Annotated in this window: 21 protein-coding genes; 12 read left to right on the top strand and 9 right to left on the bottom strand. The window is 69.7% G+C overall.

Annotated features, from left to right (window positions below):
- Positions 1-6: 6 nt before the first annotated feature.
- Entirely contained in the window at positions 7-996 is a 990-nt protein-coding gene (locus tag ACXIZN_RS03100; protein ID WP_457952472.1) for a carbohydrate kinase family protein, read from the bottom strand.
- Between the two features lie 141 nt (positions 997-1,137).
- Between ACXIZN_RS03100 and ACXIZN_RS03095 the strand changes: the two genes are divergently transcribed.
- Positions 1,138-1,326: a hypothetical protein gene (locus ACXIZN_RS03095; RefSeq protein ID WP_125684462.1), complete on the top strand. Its 189-nt coding sequence runs from the start codon at positions 1,138-1,140 to the stop codon at positions 1,324-1,326.
- Positions 1,327-1,441: 115 nt separating this feature from the next.
- Here ACXIZN_RS03095 and ACXIZN_RS03090 read toward each other — a convergent pair whose 3' ends face one another.
- Positions 1,442-1,819, bottom strand: coding sequence for a HesB/IscA family protein (locus tag ACXIZN_RS03090; protein ID WP_016336060.1), 378 nt, complete (start codon positions 1,817-1,819; stop codon positions 1,442-1,444).
- A 143-nt stretch (positions 1,820-1,962) separates the two neighbouring features.
- Between ACXIZN_RS03090 and ACXIZN_RS03085 the strand changes: the two genes are divergently transcribed.
- Positions 1,963-2,619 (top strand): DUF3043 domain-containing protein, encoded by a 657-nt coding sequence (locus tag ACXIZN_RS03085; protein ID WP_126733787.1) that lies wholly within the window; start codon positions 1,963-1,965, stop codon positions 2,617-2,619.
- A gap of 153 nt (positions 2,620-2,772) precedes the next feature.
- The gene (locus ACXIZN_RS03080; RefSeq protein WP_457952469.1) at positions 2,773-3,762 is read left to right on the top strand and encodes an aldo/keto reductase family protein; all 990 of its coding nucleotides are present in this window, start codon (positions 2,773-2,775) and stop codon (positions 3,760-3,762) included.
- 140 nt (positions 3,763-3,902) lie between these two features.
- On the opposite strand, the gene ACXIZN_RS03075 is transcribed toward ACXIZN_RS03080, so the two are convergent.
- The 3 genes from ACXIZN_RS03075 to ACXIZN_RS03065 are packed head-to-tail and all read right to left on the bottom strand — an operon-like array spanning position 3,903 to position 5,720.
- Positions 3,903-4,130 carry a hypothetical protein gene (locus ACXIZN_RS03075; RefSeq protein ID WP_034321469.1) on the bottom strand — a complete coding sequence of 76 codons (228 nt, stop codon included), beginning with the start codon at positions 4,128-4,130 and terminating at the stop codon, positions 3,903-3,905.
- A complete protein-coding gene (locus tag ACXIZN_RS03070) occupies positions 4,123-4,974 on the bottom strand; it encodes a phosphoribosylaminoimidazolesuccinocarboxamide synthase (RefSeq protein WP_192741088.1) in 852 nt (283 codons plus the stop codon). The genes ACXIZN_RS03075 and ACXIZN_RS03070 overlap by 8 nt, the downstream gene beginning before the upstream one ends.
- Positions 4,971-5,720 (bottom strand): GntR family transcriptional regulator, encoded by a 750-nt coding sequence (locus tag ACXIZN_RS03065; RefSeq protein WP_457952467.1) that lies wholly within the window; start codon positions 5,718-5,720, stop codon positions 4,971-4,973. The genes ACXIZN_RS03070 and ACXIZN_RS03065 overlap by 4 nt, the downstream gene beginning before the upstream one ends.
- Positions 5,721-5,890: 170 nt before the next feature.
- Between ACXIZN_RS03065 and ACXIZN_RS03060 the strand changes: the two genes are divergently transcribed.
- Positions 5,891-6,295, top strand: a complete 405-nt coding sequence (locus ACXIZN_RS03060) for a hypothetical protein (protein WP_457952465.1) — start codon at positions 5,891-5,893, stop codon at positions 6,293-6,295.
- Here ACXIZN_RS03060 and ACXIZN_RS03055 read toward each other — a convergent pair.
- Positions 6,292-6,960, bottom strand: a complete 669-nt coding sequence (locus ACXIZN_RS03055; RefSeq protein WP_457960445.1) for an IspD/TarI family cytidylyltransferase — start codon at positions 6,958-6,960, stop codon at positions 6,292-6,294. The two genes, ACXIZN_RS03060 and ACXIZN_RS03055, sit on opposite strands and share 4 nt — an antisense overlap.
- A gap of 93 nt (positions 6,961-7,053) precedes the next feature.
- On the opposite strand from ACXIZN_RS03055, the gene cobT reads away from it, so the two are divergent.
- Both cobT and ACXIZN_RS03045 read left to right on the top strand, forming a co-directional pair.
- The gene (gene cobT, locus ACXIZN_RS03050; RefSeq protein ID WP_457952463.1) at positions 7,054-8,130 is read left to right on the top strand and encodes a nicotinate-nucleotide--dimethylbenzimidazole phosphoribosyltransferase; all 1,077 of its coding nucleotides are present in this window, start codon (positions 7,054-7,056) and stop codon (positions 8,128-8,130) included.
- Positions 8,131-8,462: 332 nt separating this feature from the next.
- The gene (locus tag ACXIZN_RS03045; RefSeq protein WP_457952461.1) at positions 8,463-8,783 is read left to right on the top strand and encodes a hypothetical protein; all 321 of its coding nucleotides are present in this window, start codon (positions 8,463-8,465) and stop codon (positions 8,781-8,783) included.
- Here the strand turns inward: ACXIZN_RS03045 and ACXIZN_RS03040 are convergent.
- Positions 8,780-9,406, bottom strand: coding sequence for a DUF402 domain-containing protein (locus tag ACXIZN_RS03040; RefSeq protein ID WP_192741082.1), 627 nt, complete (start codon positions 9,404-9,406; stop codon positions 8,780-8,782). The genes ACXIZN_RS03045 and ACXIZN_RS03040 overlap by 4 nt on opposite strands.
- Positions 9,399-10,268: a hypothetical protein gene (locus ACXIZN_RS03035; RefSeq protein WP_457952459.1), complete on the bottom strand. Its 870-nt coding sequence runs from the start codon at positions 10,266-10,268 to the stop codon at positions 9,399-9,401. The genes ACXIZN_RS03040 and ACXIZN_RS03035 overlap by 8 nt, the downstream gene beginning before the upstream one ends.
- A 133-nt stretch (positions 10,269-10,401) precedes the next feature.
- On the opposite strand from ACXIZN_RS03035, the gene ACXIZN_RS03030 reads away from it, so the two are divergent.
- The 3 genes from ACXIZN_RS03030 to ACXIZN_RS03020 all read left to right on the top strand — a co-directional run bounded on the left by ACXIZN_RS03030 (position 10,402) and on the right by ACXIZN_RS03020 (position 13,454).
- Positions 10,402-11,904, top strand: coding sequence for a leucyl aminopeptidase (locus ACXIZN_RS03030; RefSeq protein ID WP_457952458.1), 1,503 nt, complete (start codon positions 10,402-10,404; stop codon positions 11,902-11,904).
- An 80-nt stretch (positions 11,905-11,984) separates the two neighbouring features.
- A complete protein-coding gene (locus tag ACXIZN_RS03025) occupies positions 11,985-12,968 on the top strand; it encodes an SMI1/KNR4 family protein (RefSeq protein ID WP_457952456.1) in 984 nt (327 codons plus the stop codon).
- Between the two features lie 33 nt (positions 12,969-13,001).
- Entirely contained in the window at positions 13,002-13,454 is a 453-nt protein-coding gene (locus tag ACXIZN_RS03020) for a GNAT family N-acetyltransferase (RefSeq protein ID WP_457952455.1), read from the top strand.
- Positions 13,455-13,461: 7 nt separating this feature from the next.
- On the opposite strand, the gene ACXIZN_RS03015 is transcribed toward ACXIZN_RS03020, so the two are convergent.
- On the bottom strand, positions 13,462-13,806 hold the full coding sequence (locus ACXIZN_RS03015; protein WP_125787941.1) for an oxidoreductase: 345 nt from the start codon (positions 13,804-13,806) through the stop codon (positions 13,462-13,464).
- A gap of 214 nt (positions 13,807-14,020) precedes the next feature.
- On the opposite strand from ACXIZN_RS03015, the gene lpdA reads away from it, so the two are divergent.
- The 3 genes from lpdA to ACXIZN_RS03000 all read left to right on the top strand — a co-directional run bounded on the left by lpdA (position 14,021) and on the right by ACXIZN_RS03000 (position 18,536).
- Positions 14,021-15,394: a dihydrolipoyl dehydrogenase gene (lpdA, locus tag ACXIZN_RS03010; RefSeq protein ID WP_457952454.1), complete on the top strand. Its 1,374-nt coding sequence runs from the start codon at positions 14,021-14,023 to the stop codon at positions 15,392-15,394.
- 56 nt (positions 15,395-15,450) lie between these two features.
- On the top strand, positions 15,451-17,208 hold the full coding sequence (gene sucB, locus ACXIZN_RS03005; RefSeq protein WP_457952452.1) for a 2-oxoglutarate dehydrogenase, E2 component, dihydrolipoamide succinyltransferase: 1,758 nt from the start codon (positions 15,451-15,453) through the stop codon (positions 17,206-17,208).
- 245 nt (positions 17,209-17,453) lie between these two features.
- Positions 17,454-18,536 carry a serine hydrolase gene (locus ACXIZN_RS03000; protein ID WP_457952450.1) on the top strand — a complete coding sequence of 361 codons (1,083 nt, stop codon included), beginning with the start codon at positions 17,454-17,456 and terminating at the stop codon, positions 18,534-18,536.
- Positions 18,537-18,541: the final 5 nt, after the last annotated feature.

Genomic DNA, 18,541 nt, shown 5'->3' with positions numbered 1-18,541 from the left:
TCAGCCTCAAGCGGGCAGGATCGCCGCGATCTCCTCGGCGGACTCCGGCCCGAAGGCCTCCTTGAGCCTGCCCAGGACGTCGGCGCGGTCGAAGGACCACTCCTGCGTGCCCACGGTCTCCAGCACCAGCACGGCGATCAGCGAGCCCAGCTGCGCCGACCGCTCCAGGCCGAGCCCGCCGTCGATACCGGCGATGAACCCGGCACGGAAGCCGTCGCCGACGCCGGTCGGGTCGACCTTGCCGCGTTCCGGGACGGCGCCGATCTGCAGCGCGAGGCCGCCCTTGCCGACGATCTCGACGCCCTTCTCCCCGAGCGTGGTGATCCGCATGCCGACGCGGTCGAGGACGTCGGCCTCGGACCAGCCGGTCTTCTGCAGCAGCAGTTCCCATTCGTAGTCGTTGCTGAACAAGTACTTCGCGCCCTCGATGAAGGCGCGCACCTGCGCGCCGTCCATCCGGGCCAGTTGCTGCGAGGGGTCGACGGCGAAGGTGTAGCCGCGCTGGCGGCACTCCTCGGCGTGCCGGACCATGCCTTCGGGGTCGTCCGGGCTGATCAGCACGAGCGACAGCTCACCGGCGTGCGCGGCGACCGGCTCCAGCTCGATGTTGCGGGACTCCGCCATCGCGCCGGCGTAGAAGGTGGCGATCTGGCAGAGGTCCTCGTCGGTGGTGCAGACGAAGCGGGCCGTGTGCGCGACCTCGGAGACCAGCACTCCGGCGGTGTCGACGCCGTGCCGCTCGAGCCAGGACCGGTAGTCGGCGAAGTCCGAACCCACCGCGCCGACCAGGATCGGGCGCTTGCCCAGCACACCGAGCCCGAAGGCGATGTTCGCGCCGATCCCGCCCCGCCGGACGACGAGGTCATCGGCCAGGAAGCTCAGGGACACCCGGTGCAGCTGCTCGGCGATGAGCTGCTCGGCGAACCTGCCTGGGAAGTGCATGAGGTGGTCGGTTGCGATACTGCCGGATACCGCGATCCTGGCGTTGTCTGCCACCGGTTCTCCTTGGTCGGTCGGCCCCGCCGAGGCGAGGACGGCTAAGTTACCCGCAGGTCATGCCCCATACGGGTTGCTTCGGGCACGGCCATCGACACTACCGGTTGGTAGTGGTGTCCTACTCGAACACGAGTCATTAGCTTGTCGTTCGTGACCACTTCCACGTATCACCTCGAACCGGAATCGATCGGCGAACTCATCGCCGACTGTGCCGGCATCCCGTCGTCCCTCCAGGCCGAGAATCTGCCCCTGCCCCGGCAGATCGCTCCGCCCTGGACCGTGGACGAGCGGTGCCTCGCCCAGGTGGCCGATCTGGACGCCTACGTCTGATCCCGTTCCGGGCATGAAGAAGGGCCGCGACCTGGGTGAGGTTCGCGGCCCCGGGCATGAAGAAGGGCCGCGACCTGGGTGAGGTTCGCGGCCCTTCTTCATGCCTCGACGCGGATCAGTGGAAGCTGTCGCCGCAGGCGCAGCTTCCGGTCGCGTTGGGGTTGTCGATCGTGAAGCCCTGCTTCTCGATCGAGTCGACGAAGTCGATCACGGCGCTGGACACGTACGGCGCGCTCATCCGGTCGACGGCGACGCGGAGGCCGTCGAAGTCACGGAACAGGTCACCGTCGAGCGTGCGCTCGTCGAAGAACAGCTGGTAGCGCAGGCCCGCGCACCCACCGGGCTGGACGGCGATGCGCAGGTGCATGTCGTCGCGGCCCTCCTGCTCGAGCAGGGCCTTCGCCTTGCTGGCGGCGGCGTCGGTCAACGTCACGCCGTGGGTCTCCTCGGCGGTTTCGGCCTGAGCTGCGGCTGCCTGCTCAGCGGTCGTCATGGTTCTCCCTCTGGTCGAACTCGCTGCGGGTACTCGTCTTGCACATGGTCCAACACGTCGGAGTCCCGATCTGTTCCCCACCATGGTGACATATCGCTCGGCCTGGTGCGTGGGACCGTGACGCCCGCGACTACCCTGGTGGGGTGAGGTTCCTGCGCCGTAGCACCACAGACTCCGCCACGACGGACACCGAGACCCCCGGCGACGAGGCCGTCGAGGTCCAGGCCAAGTCGTACACGCCCGGAAAGGGCAAGGCCACGCCCAAGCGGCGTGAGGCCGAGGCCAAGCGCCGCGGCCCGGTGGCGCCCCCGCCGACCACCATGCGGGAGGCGATGAAGCGCAACAAGGAGCTCCGGAAGTCCGCGAAGGCCGACCCGGAGTACAAGCTCAAGCAGCGCAACGCCGCCAAGGAACGCCGTGAGCGGATGATGGCGGGCGAGGACAAGTACCTGCTCCCCCGTGACCGCGGCCCGGTCAAGGCCTACATCCGTGACCTGGTCGATTCACGGCGCAACCTGCTCGGCCTGTTCATGCCGCTGGCGATCCTGGTGTTCGTCGCGCTGATCCTGCCGTACCCCGAGGTCCAGCGGTACGCGACGCTGCTGTGCACCGTGATGCTGCTCGGCATGATCGTCGAGGGCTTCCTCAGCGGGCGCCGGATCGCGAAGATGGTCCGCCTGAAGTTCCCGAACGAGACGATCAAGGGCACTTCCGTCGGCTGGTACTCCTTCATCCGCGCGAGCCAGATCCGCAAGCTGCGGGTCCCGAAGCCGCGCGTGAAGCCCGGCGACAAGGTCTGAGCCCGGCGGCGGAGCTGAGACGCATCCGGGGAAGCGCCGGAGCGCGAATCCGCCCCGCCGACGTCGATCGCGGCCGCGGGTTCACCGACCGGCACTGAGCAGGGGAAACCCGGGTCGTTAGCGTGGCTAACGGCCTGGGGTAGAGTCGTGTCCATGGAGTTTCGACGACTCGGCCGCAGCGGCCTCAATGTCAGTGAGATCTCGTACGGCAACTGGCTCACCCACGGGTCCCAGGTGGAAGAGGACCAGGCCCAGGCCTGCATCAAGGCGGCACTCGACGTGGGCATCACCACGTTCGACACCGCCGACGTCTACGCGAACACGGCCGCCGAATCGGTCCTCGGCCGCGGCCTGAAGGGCCTGCGCCGCGAAAGCCTGGAGATCTTCACCAAGGTCTACTGGCCGACCGGCCCCAAGGGACCGAACGACCAGGGCCTCGGCCGTAAGCACATCATGGAGTCGGCGCACGCTTCCCTGAAGCGGCTCGGCACCGACTACGTCGACCTCTACCAGGCGCACCGCTTCGACCGGACCGTCCCGCTCGAAGAGACGTTCCTCGCCTTCGCCGACCTCGTCCGTCAGGGCAAGGTGCTCTACGTCGGCGTTTCGGAGTGGACCGCCGAGCAGATCACCCAGGGCGCGGCGATCGCACGCGAGCTGAAGGTGCCCCTCATCTCGAACCAGCCGCAGTACAACGCGCTGTGGCGGGTCATCGAGGCGCAGGTCATCCCGGCGTCCGAACGTGAAGGGCTCAGCCAGATCGTCTGGTCGCCGATCGCGCAGGGCGTGCTCACCGGCAAGTACAAGCCCGGTCAGCCGCTGCCGGAGGGCTCCCGCGCGACGGACGAGAAGGGCGGCGCCAACATGGTCGCCCGCTTCCTCAACGACGACGTCCTCGAGCGCGTCCAGCGGCTTCAGCCGATCGCCGACAAGGCGGGCCTGACGATGGCCCAGCTGTCCGTGGCGTGGGTGCTGCAGAACCCGAACGTCGCCTCGGCGATCATCGGTGCTTCGCGGCCGGAGCAGGTGCACGAGAACGTGAAGGCGGCCGGCGTGAAGCTGGACGCGGACCTGCTCTCCGCGATCGACGAGGCCCTCGACGGCGTCACCGAGACCGACCCGACGCTGACCCGCTCGCCCTGATCCCCGCAACGCAGTTAGTCGGCTAAATGCGGACGCTTTTCCCGCATTTAGCCGACTAACTGCGACTGATCCCCGCAACGCAGTTAGTCGGCTAAATGCGGACGCTTTTCCCGCATTTAGCCGACTAACTGCGACACATGTCAGTCGCCGTGCACGCGCGAGTGGTACGCGATCTGGCCGTCGAGGTCGAGGGCGTCACCAGGGGCGCGCAAGGGATCGATGCCCAGGCCCCGCAGCAACCTGCTCGCGCCGGCGACCCGGTCGCCGGTCCGGCCGTCGAGCCGCTCCGGCCGGTGCCCCCGCTGGATCAGCAGGCCCTCGACGTCGTCGATCAGCCGGTACGGGTCGTAGACCTGCTGTTCAGGCATGACCACCACCGGGAATCCAGGTCTTCCCGGTGATCCTTTCGTAGACCTCGGTGTAGCGCTTGCGGGTCGCCTCGACGATCTCGTCCGGGATGGCCGGTCCGGGCGGCGTCTTGTCCCAGCCGGTGGTCGTGGACCAGTCGCGGACGAACTGCTTGTCGAACGCGTGCTGCGTGCGGCCGGGCTCGTACTCGTCGGCGGGCCAGAACCGCGACGAGTCCGAGGTGAGCACCTCGTCCCCGAGCGTCAGCACACCGTCGGCGTCGAACCCGAACTCGATCTTGGTGTCGGCGATGATGATGCCGTTCTTCGCCGCGTGCTCCGCGCCCTTGGTATAGACCTCCAGCGTCAGATCGCGGAGGCGGTCCGCGGTCTCCTTGCCGATCTCGTTCACGACGTCGGCGAAGGTCATGAACTCGTCGTGGCCGGTGTCGGAGATCTTCGTGGTCGGCGTGAAGATCGGCTCGGGCAGCTTGTCCGCCTCGACGAGACCGGCGGGCAGTTCGACGCCGGAAACCTTGCCGTCGCGCCGGTATTCACGCATTCCGAGACCGGTGAGATAGCCGCGCGCGATGCACTCGACCTGGATCATCTTCAGCGGCTTGCACCGCATGGCGCGGCCGGCGAATTCGGCGGGGACGTCCGTCGTGGAGAGGACGTGGTTCGGCACCACGTCGGCCATCTTTTCGAACCACCAGGCGGAAAGCTGGTTCAGCAGCGCGCCCTTGTCCGGGATCGGGGTCGGCAGCGAGACGTCGTAGACCGAAACGCGATCCGACGCGACGAGCAGAATGTCGCCGTCGATTTCGTAAAGGTCCCGGACCTTACCCGCGTGAATGTGCTTCATGCCCCGTCCTCGATGTTGTATTCGTAGAAAATCCAGTGGCCCGGCAACGCCGCCGATTCGCCGTACTCGAGTACGTCACCCTCGGCGGATATGAACCTGTTGCGGCTCAACAGAATCGCCGAACCTTCGGCCACGCCGAGTTCCGCCGCGTCCTCGGCACCCGCCAGCCCCGCGGCGTGCTGAGAATGAGTCGAGGTCAGAACCCGGCCTGTCCGGTCCGCCACATATTTGACCGTTCCTTCGACGATCCGCACCGGCTCGAAGAGCAACGGAGCCTTCGACGCGACAGCGCCGTCGAACCACGAGACCGACGTCGACACCGGCCGGCCTTCGCTCGCGTACGTGGTCCTGCGCCGCCGGATCACCGGAGCGCCTTCATCGATTCCGAGCGCGCCCGCCACCCTGTCCGGCGCCGGCAGCAGGCCCGCTTCACGGATTTTCGCGTAGTGGCCCGGCGGATAGACCTTGCCGGTTCGCGCGATCGAGATCGTCCGATCGTGCGCGGACCGGTGCAGTGTCCTGGTCTGTACCACTGTGCCGACGCCGCGTACCGCGCGGACCAGACCTTCGGCGCGGAGCGTCGAGAGCACCTTCATGGCCGTCGCCATCGCGACGTTCCAGTTCCTGGCTATCTCACGCGCGGACGGGACCGCGTCGCCTTCCTTGAGCCTGCCCGAAACGATGTCGTCGCGAATGTTGCCCGCGATCTGGAGATACGGCGGTTCGGGTCGATCGACGGCGGGCAAGGTGACTCCTCACAAGGTCGCGCGGTGCGCACAAGCGTTCTAGCACACCAATGGGCGATCACCAAGGATCCTGCTCACACCCCATTATTACGTACTAGTACACATTCTGGACGGTGCTCTAGTACACCTGTTACTCTCCGAGAAGTTCCCGAAACCCGTTGGGGGGCTCGATGAACCATCTGAGCATCGACGAACTGCTCGAAGAGCTTCGAAGACGCAGGTGGGTCGTCTACATCTTCGGCCCCCGGGAGGAACCGGAGGTCTGTGCGGCGGTCTTCCAATGGGACACCTGCGCCGACGTCCTCATCCTCCGCGGGGAGGAACGGGCGAGCGCCTTCCGCGTCACCACGGTCGCCGACACGGACGTCTTCCGCCCGGCGCTCGTCTCGTGGCAGTACCACTCCACGGCCGACTGGACCCTGCGCGCCGTGCTCACCATCCCGCCGCCGGGCGACGCCGCCGCGCCGATCCAGCTGCTGCAACCACATCCGGACTGCGTGATCCCGATGGAGGCACGAAGGCCGGTCACCATCCTGCCCGCCATCCCGACCAAGGCCGACCAGGGAGATCCCTAACCTCGGCCGATCACCTGCTCGGCGACAACGAGGTCGTGCGGGTAGGTGATCTTGAGGTTCTCCGCGCTGCCCGGAACCCACCGCACCGGCAGCGCGGAGAACCTTTCCATGCACGAAGACGTGTCCGTGCCGACGAAACCCTCACGCTCGGCCGTTTCGTAGGCTTCGAGCAACGGGGCGGCGCGGAAACCCTGCGGTGTCTGCACCCTGATCGCCCCGGGCAGCGCGCCGGAAACGGTGCCGCCGTCGACCCGCACGATGTCGTCGGCCGCGACGCCGGGCACCGCTCCCCCGTGGCGCCGCGTGGCGGCGAGGACGTCCGCGATCAGTTCCGGCGTGACGAGCGGACGGGCCGCGTCGTGCAGCAGTACCGCGTCGATCTCGCCGCTCTCGATACGGGAAGCCAAGTGGCGCAAGGCGTTCAGCTCCGAGCCTTGACGCGTCGCGCCGCCGTGGACGAGTTCGACCTCGCCCGGATGCGCGGCGAGCACCTCCTGCGCGAGTTCGGTGTCCTGCGGCCGGATGACCAGCACGAGCACGTCGATTCCGGGCACGCGGGCGAAGGCGCCGAGCGACCACGCGACGACCCGTTCGCCCGCCACCGGCAGGTAGACCTTGTTCAGTTTGGCGCCGATCCGGGTGCCCGCGCCGCTCGCGAGCACCACCCCGGCGGCCTTCGTCTGAGCCACAGGCAACTCTTGCACAGGCGGGTGGGTAGGTTGGGCCCGGCCACCGAAGCGATCCGAAGGGGCAGGGCGTTGGACGACGAAATCCTCGAATTCGCCGAAGTCGAGCAGCCTGACGAACACGCGCGCTCGGCGGCGATCGCCCTGCACTCGAAATTGATCAAACCGGCCGGTTCGCTGGGCAGGCTCGAAGAACTGGGCGTATGGGTCGCGGCCTGCCAGGGCCAGTCGCCGCCGCGGCCGTTCACGCGGCCCCGTGTCGTGGTGTTCGCCGGAGACCACGGCATCGCCGCGAAGGGCGTCTCGGCCTATCCGAGTGAGGTCACCGCGCAACTCGTCGGCAGCATGCTGACCGGCGGCGCGGCCATCAACGTCCTGGCGGCTTCGGCGGGCGCGAGCGTCCGGGTCGTCGACATGGCCGTCGACAGCGACGCCCCCGCGACCCGGTCGATCGGCGAGTTCAAGGTGCGGCGCGGCTCCGGCTCGATCGACGTCGAGGACGCGCTGACCGACGAGGAGGCGCGTGCCGCCGTCCGCGCGGGCCGGGCGATCGCCGACGCCGAGGTCGACGGCGGGGCCGACCTGCTCATCGCGGGCGACCTCGGGATCGGCAACAGCACCCCCGCCTCGGTACTGGTCGCGGCGCTGACCGGCAGCGAGCCGGTGGCCGTCGTCGGCCGCGGTTCGGGGATCGACGACAACGCCTGGATGCGCAAGGCCGCGGCGGTCCGTGACGCGCTGCGGCGCGCGCGGACCGTGCTGGCCGACCCGGTCGCCCTGCTGCGCACCGCCGCGGGCGCCGACATCGCCGCGATGGCGGGTTTCCTCGCGCAGGCCTCGCTCCGGAAGACGCCGGTGATCCTGGACGGGCTGGTCGCCTCCGCGGCCGCGCTGGTCGCCGAGGAACTCGTCCCCGGCGCGCGCCAGTGGTGGGCGGCGGGCCAGCGTGGCGGCGAACCCGCGCACGCGCTGGCGCTGGAGCACCTCGACCTGGAGCCGATCCTGGACCTGGACGTGCGCCTCGGCGAGGGGACGGGCGCGGTCTCGGCCCTGCCGCTGGTGTTCATGGCGACGAGGGTGCTGGCGGAGATGGCCACGCACGAGCAGGCCGGGGTGAGCGGGCCGCTGATCGAGGCTCCGCCTTCCTGACGCTGACGCCCCCTCCTGGATGTCATGAAAGGGTCGTTCAGGACGTTTCTTGTCCTGAACGACCCTTTCATGACACTGGGGACGGTTCAGCCTCACGGGAGCCCGCTGCCGGCGGTAAGGGCGGGTCGTGAGCGGCGGGCTCGAGCAAGTCCGTGAAGGTCTCCTTCCCTACCGTGAGAGTAGGGAAGGAGACCTTCGCTACTCTGCACGTCCGAGGCTGGCGCACACGTCGCGAAAGCCACTTTCGGGACGTGTGGCGTCCCGAANTCTTTACCTCCCTCGATCCGTCCGTCACGACGAACACGGGAGGGTCTCGCCCCTAGGATGGCGGCGTGACGTACAACCAGATGCAGCCCGCCCACCCGGCCCAGCCGGCCAAGCCCGCCACCCCCGGCGCGGGGGCCGACGTCAAGACCTTCGTGACGGCCGTGCTGCTCACCTTCGGCACCGGCGTGCTGATGATGGACGGCTGGGCCCTGCTCGACAGCGGCTTCGGCGCGTTCCTCGGACTGGTCGCCGGCGGTTTCGGCATCTTCTGGTGGAAGAGCATCCACGGCAAGGTGTTCCCGCGCGAGCTGTCCACCAAGTCGGTGGTCATCCTCACGGTGGTCAACGTGGTGCTGGTGCTGCTCCTGCTCCTCCAGGTCGGCTAGAGCAACCCCTCGGGGAGGCCGGGCGCGGGCCAGTCCGGGTCGGGCCGGAAATCGGTCCACGTCCCGTCGAAGGGGAACCGCCCGGCGTCCGCGAGTGCCCCGATCCGCTCGCCCTCGGCGCGCAGCCGCTCCAGCTGACCGGCGGTGATGCGGCCGGCGAGGACGGCCTCCTCCGCCTCGTCCTCGTCCTTCCACTGCCAGCGCCCGCCGGGCTCGACGGCGACGTCGAGGATGCCGTCGATGCGGTCCGGTCCCGACGGCGTGCGCCCCAGCGGGACCTCGAGGTTGACGTACCAGTTCAGGAAACGGCCGCCGGCGTCGAAGAACCACCAGACCGACGACCATTCGTCGTCGGCGATGCGGCGCAGCGTCGAGGTGTCGCGCCAGAAGTCGGCCACCCGCACCCTCGGCACCCGGAACCGCTCCTCGAGCGGCGCCTCGCGGAAGAGCCGCCCGTCGGCGAGCCTGCTGCCGACGATCGGGGTGTCCGCGGGCAGCCAGCCGAGCAGCACGGTGCCGTCGTCGGAGATGACGCGCAGCGGGTGGTGCTGGCCGATCGAGCCGTCCGGTCGGAGGAAGCGTTCGACGACCGTGTCGCCAGGGGTCCAGAGAGGATCATGCACGCCTTGAACGGTCACTCTTCGAACGGTACCGACGGGCGCGGACCCGCAGAACCAGTTCGGCGAGCGTTCCCACTCCCGCGAGCCCGAGGGCCACGACCGGCCCAGCGAAGGCCGCGGCGACGGCCACGATCAGTCCACAAGCGAGTGTCGCCTTCGGACGTTCCGGGGAAAGCCGCTCGCGGCCGTCGGTGAAGGCGTCCACCGCGACGGGGACGGTCGCCACGGCGGCCACGACGGTCAGCACCGGCAGCAACGACACCGCGTCGGCCGCGGCGAGGAGCTCGCGGAACGATGTCACCGAAAGTCCCAGCCGGATCGGCCCCAGCTGGTAGAGCGCGACTGCGGTGATCGCGACGGCCACGGCGCCCACCGCGGCCGCGCGGCCCGCGCCGGGACGGCGGGGCAGCAGGAACGGCAGCAGCACCAGCACGGCGAGGCCCAGTCCTGGCACGGACGGCGGGTCCGGCGCGATGAACTGCGCCAGCGGCGGGATCCCGACGCAGATGGCGATCAGCGACGCGGCCGCGGCCAGCAGCAGGCCGGTGACCCAGCGGGCGGCGTAGTCGCCGAGGCGGACACCCGCCAGGTCGGCGACGGTCACCACGACGGCGAACACCGCGGCGGCGGCTCCCGGCGCGGACGGAAAGAGATATTGGCCGAACGTCGTCGCGAAGACCAGGACCAGGCTCAGGCGTGAAACGGAGCCCACGATCCGGTCGAGCCGGGTGTCGCCCACCGGCGGCAGCAGCGCCTCCGCCGCGACCGCGAGCACGGCCGCGACCACGGCCGCGACGAGTACCCAGTAATCCGCTCCGGAGGTGCCCGCCGCCAGCGCGATGAGCAGACCGCCCGCCAGCCGCACGCCGTCTCCCTTCCAGTGTCATCCGGTTACCCGATCGGCCCCGCTGTTACCCCAGGTCCCGCTGTCATTAGCATGGCTCACGATCCAACCGGGCGGCCGCCCGGTACCACCGCGAACGCGCGAGGAGCCAGAAGTGACCGTGCCGAAGCTTGCCCTGACCGAGAACGCCGAAGCGGCGCTTGCCAAGACGCGCGCCGACGTCGTCGTCATCGGAACCCTGCAGGGCGAGGACGGCCTGGCCCTCGCCGCCGGCTCCTCCGTCGCCGATTCCGCCTTCGACGGCAAGCTCGCCGACGTCCTCGGCACCCTCGGCGCGTCCGGCAAGGCCGACGAGGTCGTCAAGGTACCGACGCTGGGCAAGCTGTCCGCCGGTGTCGTGCTGGCCGTCGGCCTCGGCAAGGCGGGCGCGGACGGCGTCACCGCCGAGCAGGTCCGCCGGGGCGCCGGTGCCGCCGCGCGGGCGCTGAGCGGGACCGACCGTGCGTTCGTCACGCTGTCCGCGATCGACCTCCAGGCCGCCGTCGAAGGCACCGTGCTCGGCGCGTACTCCTTCACCGAGTACCGCTCCGAGAAGGGCGACGGCCCGGTCGCCAAGGTCGACTTCGTGAGCCCTGAAGAGGGCACCGCCAAGGACCACAAGGCGACGCTGAAGGCCGCCGGCCTGATCGCCGAGTCGGTCATCATCGCCCGCGACCTGATCAACACCCCGCCGAACGACCTGTTCCCCGCCTCCTTCGCCGACCGCGCGAAGACGCTGGCCGAGGCGAACGACCTCGACTTCGAGGTCCTCGACGAGAAGGCCTTGAAGCGCAAGGGCTTCGGCGGCATCCTCGGCGTCGGCGGCGGTTCGTCGCGTCAGCCGCGCCTGCTGCGCATCGCCTACAAGCCCGCGAAGGCCTCGAAGAAGGTCGCGCTGATCGGCAAGGGCATCACCTTCGACTCGGGCGGCATCTCGATCAAGCCCGCCGCGAACATGGACCACATGACCTCGGACATGTCGGGCGCGGCCGCCGTGCTCGCGTCCGTGGTGCTGGCCGCGAAGCTGAAGTACCCGCTCGAGGTCGTCGCGCACATCCCGCTGGCGGAGAACCTGCCCTCGGCCACTTCTTACCGTCCGGGCGACGTGCTCAGCATGTACGGCGGTAAGACCGTCGAGGTGCTCAACACCGACGCCGAAGGCCGTCTCGTGCTGGCCGACGCCATCGTGCGCGCGGGCGAGGAGAACCCCGACTACCTGATCGAGACCTCGACCCTGACCGGCGCGCAGGTCGTCGCGCTGGGCAACCGCACCGCCGGTGTCATGGGCTCGGACGAGTTCCGCGACCGCGTCGCCTCGATCGCGCAGGCCACCGGTGAGGGCGGCTGGGCCATGCCGCTGCCCGAGGAGCTGCGCGCCGACCTCGACTCGCGCCTCGCCGACCTGGCCAACGTCACCGGGCACCGCTGGGGCGGCATGCTCGCCGCGGGCATCTTCCTGCGCGAGTTCGTCACCGAGGGCCTGCCCTGGGCGCACATCGACATCGCGGGTCCGTCGTTCAACACCTCCGGGCCGTGGGGTTACACCGGCAAGGGCGGCACCGGCGTCCCGGTCCGCACCATCGCCGCGGTCCTCGCGGACATCGCCGCGAACGGCTGATCCTTTTCGCGGGGGGCCCCCTTCCCTCGGCTGAGCCGAGGGAAGGGGGCCTTCACGCGCTTTGTGGCAAGGTCGGTGCCGTGGACAGGGACGCGTATCTCGAAGGCGCGATCAGGGACGTGCTCAGCGGCGACGACGCGGCGCTCGACGACCGGATCGCGCACGCGGCGCTGCTGTTCGCCGCGTCCGGGGCGATGGCGGACGCCGACCGGCTGGTCACGCATTGGCACGCGCTCACCGAACGTCCCGTCACGGCGCTGGTCCCCAGCGCCGTGCAGGCCCGCGCGTGGGCGATGCTCTTCGAAGCGCGAGGAGCGCACCCGGACTGGGCCGCGGGGATGATCCCGCTCGATCTCGACGCGGAGGAACGCGCGCACGACGAGTACCTCGCCCGGCGGGTGTCCGATCTCGACGGTCTGCTCGGCGGCTCCCCGATCGGCGAGGCCGTCTCGCATCTCGGCCCGTCGCGCCCGGACCGGTTGCGCGAAGCCGTCGCGCGAGGCGATCTGGACGCCTGGGCGGAGATCGCGTCGCGCCAGGGCCGCCCGGACTTCGCCGTGCTCGCCGCGACCCGGCGTCTCGCGCCGCGGCTCGCCGGCGGCGCGGACCCGCTAGGGCTCGGCGGCTGGACCGAAGTGTGCGCCGGGGCGCTGGTCGCGGCGCTGTACGAGCGCTACCCGCCGGACACCGGCTCCTGGCGCGAGATGATCGCGGGCATCCTGCGGCTGCGCGGCGGCGGCACCGCTCCCCCGGCCGCGTCGCTTCGCACCATCGGCGCCGCCGAGGCGCGGCTCGGCCTCCGGCTGCCCGACGACTACCGCGAGTTCCTGCAGACCTGCGACGGCCTGCCCGCCGACGTCGTCTTCCCGCGGCTGCTCGGGACCGCGGAACTCCGCGCGGAAGGCGGCGTCGTCGTGATCGCGGACCCGGCCGTCGTGCTGCTGACGGCCGCCGGCGACGAGTGGCGGACGGTCGAGATCGACCCGGCGCTGGGCACGACGGTGCATCCGACGTTCCGGGCGCTGCTGGAGCGGCACTTGCTCCTTTTGGCGCAATCCGCGTGAATTCCGCCGGAGCGCGTCGCTAGCTTCGCGACCATGACCGCACTCACGCTCACGAAGATCACCCGGGACAACGTCGGCGTCGCCTGCTCGATCGCCGTCGAACCGCACCAGGATTCCTACGTGGCCCCCGTGGCCCGGTCACTCGCCGAGGCCTACACGCGGCCCGAAGTCGCCTGGCCGCGGCTGATCCTCGACGACGGCGAACCGGTCGGATTCGTGATGGGCGCGTTCGATCCGGACTGCCCGATCGACTACTTCCGCTGCGGGCTCTGGCGGCTCAACGTCGCGGCAGGGCGGCAAGGCAAGGGCTACGGCCGATTCGCCGTCGAGGCCGTCCTCGACGAGGCTCGGCGCCGTGGCGGCCGGCGGGCGACGACCCTCTGGGTCCCGGGCGAGCACGGCCCGAAGGCGTTCTACCTGCGGCTCGGCTTCCGCGACACCGGCACCGTCCACGACGGACAACACGTCGGCGAGATCGACCTCTGATCCCGCCTCAGGCTTCGCCGCGCTTCTTCCGCTCGGTGTACTCCCGCATCCGCTTCGGGTAGCCGACGCGCGCCACCTCGTACACGGGGATCGACCGTTTGCGGCCGAACTGCTGAGCCGCGTCCAGGCTCTCGATCCGGCGCCGGGTCCATTCGCCGTCGTGGGCGATCAGGACGACGGTGGTCTCCGTGACGTTGGTCTTGGGCTCGACATAAGCCTCGACGCCGGTCCGTGAAGAGGCCCACTCCTCGAGATGCTTGAAGTCGTTCGAAGAGGCTTTTCGCAGCGTACCGGGCTTTTGCCCGCCTTTAGAGCGCCGGCGCAGCGAGTCGAACAGACCCACTCCGACCACCTCACTTCCCAGTAGCGTCCGGTGCCCATTATCCCGACTCGCGTGTGTGCTCACCGTGGCGACCCTGGCGGGCCGTGTCCCGTGGGTCACAGGACGCGGCCTAGGTCGCAGCCTCTCCACACGTAGTGACAAGATGGCAAGTGTCCGCGCGCGCGTATACCGCGCGAAGCGGCGCCAGAGCACCACCCCTACCGCTTGCCGAGGAGTTACTGAAGTGACCGACACCTCCGCCGACCTTGTGATCCTGGGTGGCGGATCGGGCGGCTACGCCGCCGCGTTCCGCGCGGCCGAGCTGGGCCTTTCCGTCACCCTGATCGAAAAGGACAAGCTTGGCGGGACGTGCCTCCACCGAGGCTGCATCCCGACCAAGGCCCTCCTGCACGCGGCGGAGGTCGCCGACGAGACCCGCGACGCCGAGACCTTCGGTGTCAAGGCCGTGTTGGAAGGCATCGACATCGCCGGCGTCAACAAGTACAAGGACGGGATCATCTCGCGCCTGTACAAGGGCCTGCAGGGCCTGGCCAAGGCGCACAAGGTGAACCTCGTCGAGGGCACCGGGACGTTCGTCGGCGGCACGACCGTCGAGGTCGACGGCACCCGCTACACCGGCAAGAACGTCATCCTGGCCACCGGCTCGTACTCGAAGACGCTGCCCGGCCTGGAGCTGGGCGGCCGCATCATCGCGAGTGAGCAGGCCCTTTCGCTGGACTACATCCCGAAGAAGGTCATCGTCCTCGGCGGTGGTGTCATCGGTGTCGAATTCGCGTCCGTCTGGGCGTCCTTCGGCGTCGACGTCACCATCGTGGAGGCGCTGCCCCGCCTGGTCCCGAACGAGGACGAGTACGCGTCCAAGCAGCTCGAGCGCGCTTTCCGCCGTCGCAAGATCGCCTTCAAGACCGGCGTCCGGTTCACCGGCGCCAAGCAGGACGACAACGGCGTCAGCGTGTCGCTGGAATCCGGCGAGACGCTCGAAGCCGACCTGCTGCTGGTCGCGGTCGGCCGCGGCCCGAACTCGGCCGGGCACGGCTACGAGGAGGCCGGCGTCAAGATGGAGCGCGGCTTCGTCCTCACCGACGACCGCCTGCGCACCAACCTGCCGAACGTCTACGCCGTCGGTGACATCGTCCCCGGCCTGCAGCTCGCGCACCGCGGGTTCCAGCAGGGCATCTTCGTCGCGGAGGAGATCGCCGGCCAGGAGCCGCGCGTGATCGACGAGAGCGGCATCCCGCGCGTCACCTACTCGCACCCCGAGGTCGCTTCGGTCGGCCTCACCGAGTCGCAGGCGAAGGAGAAGTACGGCTCCGGCGTCACCACCTTCACCTACGACCTCGGCGGCAACGGAAAGAGCCAGATCCTCAAGACCTCCGGTGGGGTCAAGCTGATCAAGGCTCCGGAAGGGCCGGTCGTGGGCGTGCACATGGTGGGCGACCGCGTCGGCGAGCTGATCGGCGAAGCGCAGCTGATCTACAGCTGGGAGGCGTTCCCCGAGGACGTGGCTCCCCTCATCCACGCGCACCCCACGCAGACCGAGGCCCTCGGTGAAGCGTTCCTCGCCCTCGCGGGCAAGCCGCTGCACGTCCACAGCTGACGTCTCACCGTCGAAGAACCAGACCAAGCAAGACATATCAAGGGAGTCAGCGAACGATGGCCTACTCCGTCACGTTGCCGGAGCTCGGTGAGAGCGTCACCGAGGGCACCGTCACCCGGTGGTTGAAGCAGGAGGGCGACACCGTCGAGGTCGACGAGCCGTTGCTCGAGATCTCCACGGACAAGGTCGACACCGAGGTCCCGTCCCCGGTCGCCGGCAAGGTCGTGAAGATCAGCGCTCAGGAGGACGAGACCGTCGAGGTCGGCGGCGAGCTCGCCGTCATCGACGACGGGACCGGCGGGGTGCCGGAGTCCTCCGGTTCCGCCGAGCCGGCCGCCGAAGAGGCGCAGCCCGAGCCGGAGCCGGAGCCCGCGAAGGAAGAGGCCTCCGCTCCGTCCCAGCCGGACACCGCGCCGGCTTCGGGCGGCGAAGGCACCGAGGTGAAGCTGCCCGAGCTGGGCGAGAGCGTCACCGAGGGCACCGTCACCCGGTGGCTCAAGCAGGTCGGCGAGAGCGTCGAGGTCGACGAGCCGCTGCTCGAGATCTCCACGGACAAGGTCGACACCGAGGTCCCGTCCCCGGTCGCCGGCACCGTGCTGGAGATCCGCGCCGGCGAGGACGAGACCGTCGAGGTCGGCGGTGTGCTCGCGGTGATCGGTGCCGCCGGTTCCGCGCCGGCCCCGAAGGCCGAGCCCAAGCCGGAACCCAAGCCCGAGCCGAAGCCGGAACCGAAGCCCGAGCCCAAGGCCGAAGCGGCTCCCGCGCCGAAGCCCGCCCCGGCTCCGCAGGCCGCCCCGGCTCCCAAGGCCGAGGCCCCGAAGCCGGCGGCGAGCAGCGAGAACGGCTCGGACAACGCGCCGTACGTGACGCCGCTGGTCCGCAAGCTCGCTTCGGAGCACGGCATCGACCTGTCGTCGCTGTCCGGCAGCGGTGTCGGTGGCCGTATCCGCAAGCAGGACGTGCTCGCGGCCGCCGAGGCCAAGCAGAAGGCCGCCCCGGCTCCCGCCGCGCAGCCCGCTGCCGCCGCCCCGGCCCCCGCCGCCGCCCCGTCGGCTCCGCGCAAGGCGGCGGTTTCGCCGGAGCTCGCGGCGCTGCGCGGCACCGTGCAGAAGGCCAGCCGGATCCGCCAGATCACCGCCACGAAGACCCGCGAGTCGCTGCAGGTTTCCGCGCAGCTCACGCAGGTCCACGAGGTGGACGTCACGAAGATCGCCAGGCTCCGTCAGCGGGCGAAGGCGGCCTTCAAGGAGCGCGAGGGCGTCAACCTGACGTTCCTGCCGTTCTTCGCGAAGGCCACCGTCGAGGCGCTCAAGCAGCACCCGAACGTCAACGCGTCCTACAACGAGGACACGAAGGAGATCACCTACCACGGTGCGGTGCACCTGGGGATCGCGGTGGACACCGAAAAGGGTCTGCTGTCGGTGGTCATCCACGACGCGGGTGAGCTCAGCCTCGCCGGTCTCGCGCACCGCATCGCCGACCTGGCCGGCCGCGCGCGTTCGGGCCAGATCAAGCCGGACGAGCTGTCGGGCGGCACCTTCACGATCACGAACATCGGCTCCAACGGCGCCCTGTTCGACACGCCGATCATCGTGCAGCCGCAGTCCGGCATGCTCGGTACCGGCGCGGTCGTGAAGCGCCCGGTCGTGATCGCGGACGCCGACGGCAACGACACGATCGCCGTCCGGTCGATGGCGTTCCTGCCGCTGACCTACGACCACCGCCTGGTGGACGGGGCCGACGCGGGCCGCTTCGTCACGACGATCAAGCAGCGTCTGGAAGAGGGCAACTTCGAGGACGAGCTCGGCCTCTGATCCTCCGGTAGTCCGTGAAGGCCCTCGTCCCGCTTCGGCGGGGCGGGGGCCTTCCTCTTTCTCCCCGCGTTTCGTCCTCTGGACGCGGTAGTTGGTCATGCCAACTACCGCATCCAGAGGACTCCTCTGGACGCGGTAGTTGGTCATGCCAACTACCGCATCCAGAGGACGAAACGCGGGGTTTGACAGGCGCCTCATACTCTAGTATTCCGGAATTACGGAAAACAAGAGGGAGGACGTCACCCATGCTGACCAGACGCCATCTGCTGGCGGGCGCCGCCGCGGGATCGGCCGCGTTGCTGCTGCCGGGAACCGCGACCGCGGCCCAGCCGGACACGACGACCGGACAGGGCTGGCTCGACTGGATCGCCGCCCACCGGAGCGACGTCTCCGTCCTGATCGACGACGGCGCGGGCCGTCGCGCCGCCCGCAACGCCGACGTGCGACGCGTTCTGGCGTCGTCGATCAAGGTCGTGCATCTCAGCGCGTACGCCGTCGCGGTGGCCGACGGCAGGCTCGACCCGGAGGAACAGATCCGGGTGGGCGACTGGGACGCCCATCATCCCTTCGTCGCCGACGGCCGCGCGCATTTCCAGGCGCTCAACTGGCTGGGCGTCCCCTGCGACGACTACGGCATCGCCAAGGACCCCGAACAGCGTGTCCCACTGGCGAGGCTCGCCGAAGCGATGATCCTCTTCAGCGACAACGCCGCCACGGACTATCTCCGCACCCGCCTCGGCGACCCCGCCCTCCAGCGGGCGGCCGCGCGGGGCGGCTGGTTCCGGCCGGACACCCGATCGCTCGGCGGCGAGGTCCTGATGCTGATGATGCCGGAGTACGCGCCTCGCCCCGGTAGTCCGGTCGCAGTCCGGCGGGCGATGGGCGACGCGGTCGCGCGCCGGTTCGTCCGCGATCCGGGGTTCCGCGCCGAAGCCTTCAAGCGCTGGCCGAGTATGCCGGGCACCTCCGACGCCCAATGGCCGTGGATCAAGGGGCACGGCCAGGGCTCGGCTTCGGATCTGTTCTCGCTTCACCGCAGTATCGCGAAGGGCCTCTACGCCCCCGCGCGCGAGATCCTCGCGAAGCCGCTCGCGGACCGCGTACCGCCAGGAGCGAGTGAAGTGCTCTTCAAGGGCGGAAGCCTGCCGCGCACACTGACGCTCGGACTTTCCGTCCGCTGGCCGGGCGGACGTTCGGGCACGGCGGCGGTCCTGCTCACCGGTGTGAGCGACCAGGACATGCAGAACGCCTTGCCGCTCATCGACCTCGTACTCGCGGCGCTGTCCGACACGGCCCGGTTCGGCGCCCTGGAACGAGCGCTTCACTGAGGCGG

The sequence above is a fragment of the Amycolatopsis sp. TRM77291 genome, assembly GCF_054166285.1.
Note: the sequence above shows the minus strand (reverse complement) of the source record. Positions and strands in the feature narration are given on the sequence as shown.

Excerpts from the sequence above, each read along its gene's own strand:
- ACXIZN_RS03075 (WP_034321469.1), bottom strand. The coding sequence starts at position 4,130 with ATGCCTGAACAGCAGGTCTACGACCCGTACCGGCTGATCGACGACGTC.
- ACXIZN_RS03060 (WP_457952465.1), top strand. The coding sequence starts at position 5,891 with ATGAACCATCTGAGCATCGACGAACTGCTCGAAGAGCTTCGAAGACGC.
- ACXIZN_RS03000 (WP_457952450.1), top strand. The coding sequence starts at position 17,454 with ATGCTGACCAGACGCCATCTGCTGGCGGGCGCCGCCGCGGGATCGGCC.
- sucB (WP_457952452.1), top strand. The coding sequence starts at position 15,451 with ATGGCCTACTCCGTCACGTTGCCGGAGCTCGGTGAGAGCGTCACCGAG.
- ACXIZN_RS03070 (WP_192741088.1), bottom strand. The coding sequence starts at position 4,974 with ATGAAGCACATTCACGCGGGTAAGGTCCGGGACCTTTACGAAATCGAC.
- ACXIZN_RS03090 (WP_016336060.1), bottom strand. The coding sequence starts at position 1,819 with ATGACGACCGCTGAGCAGGCAGCCGCAGCTCAGGCCGAAACCGCCGAG.
- ACXIZN_RS03020 (WP_457952455.1), top strand. The coding sequence starts at position 13,002 with ATGACCGCACTCACGCTCACGAAGATCACCCGGGACAACGTCGGCGTC.
- ACXIZN_RS03080 (WP_457952469.1), top strand. The coding sequence starts at position 2,773 with ATGGAGTTTCGACGACTCGGCCGCAGCGGCCTCAATGTCAGTGAGATC.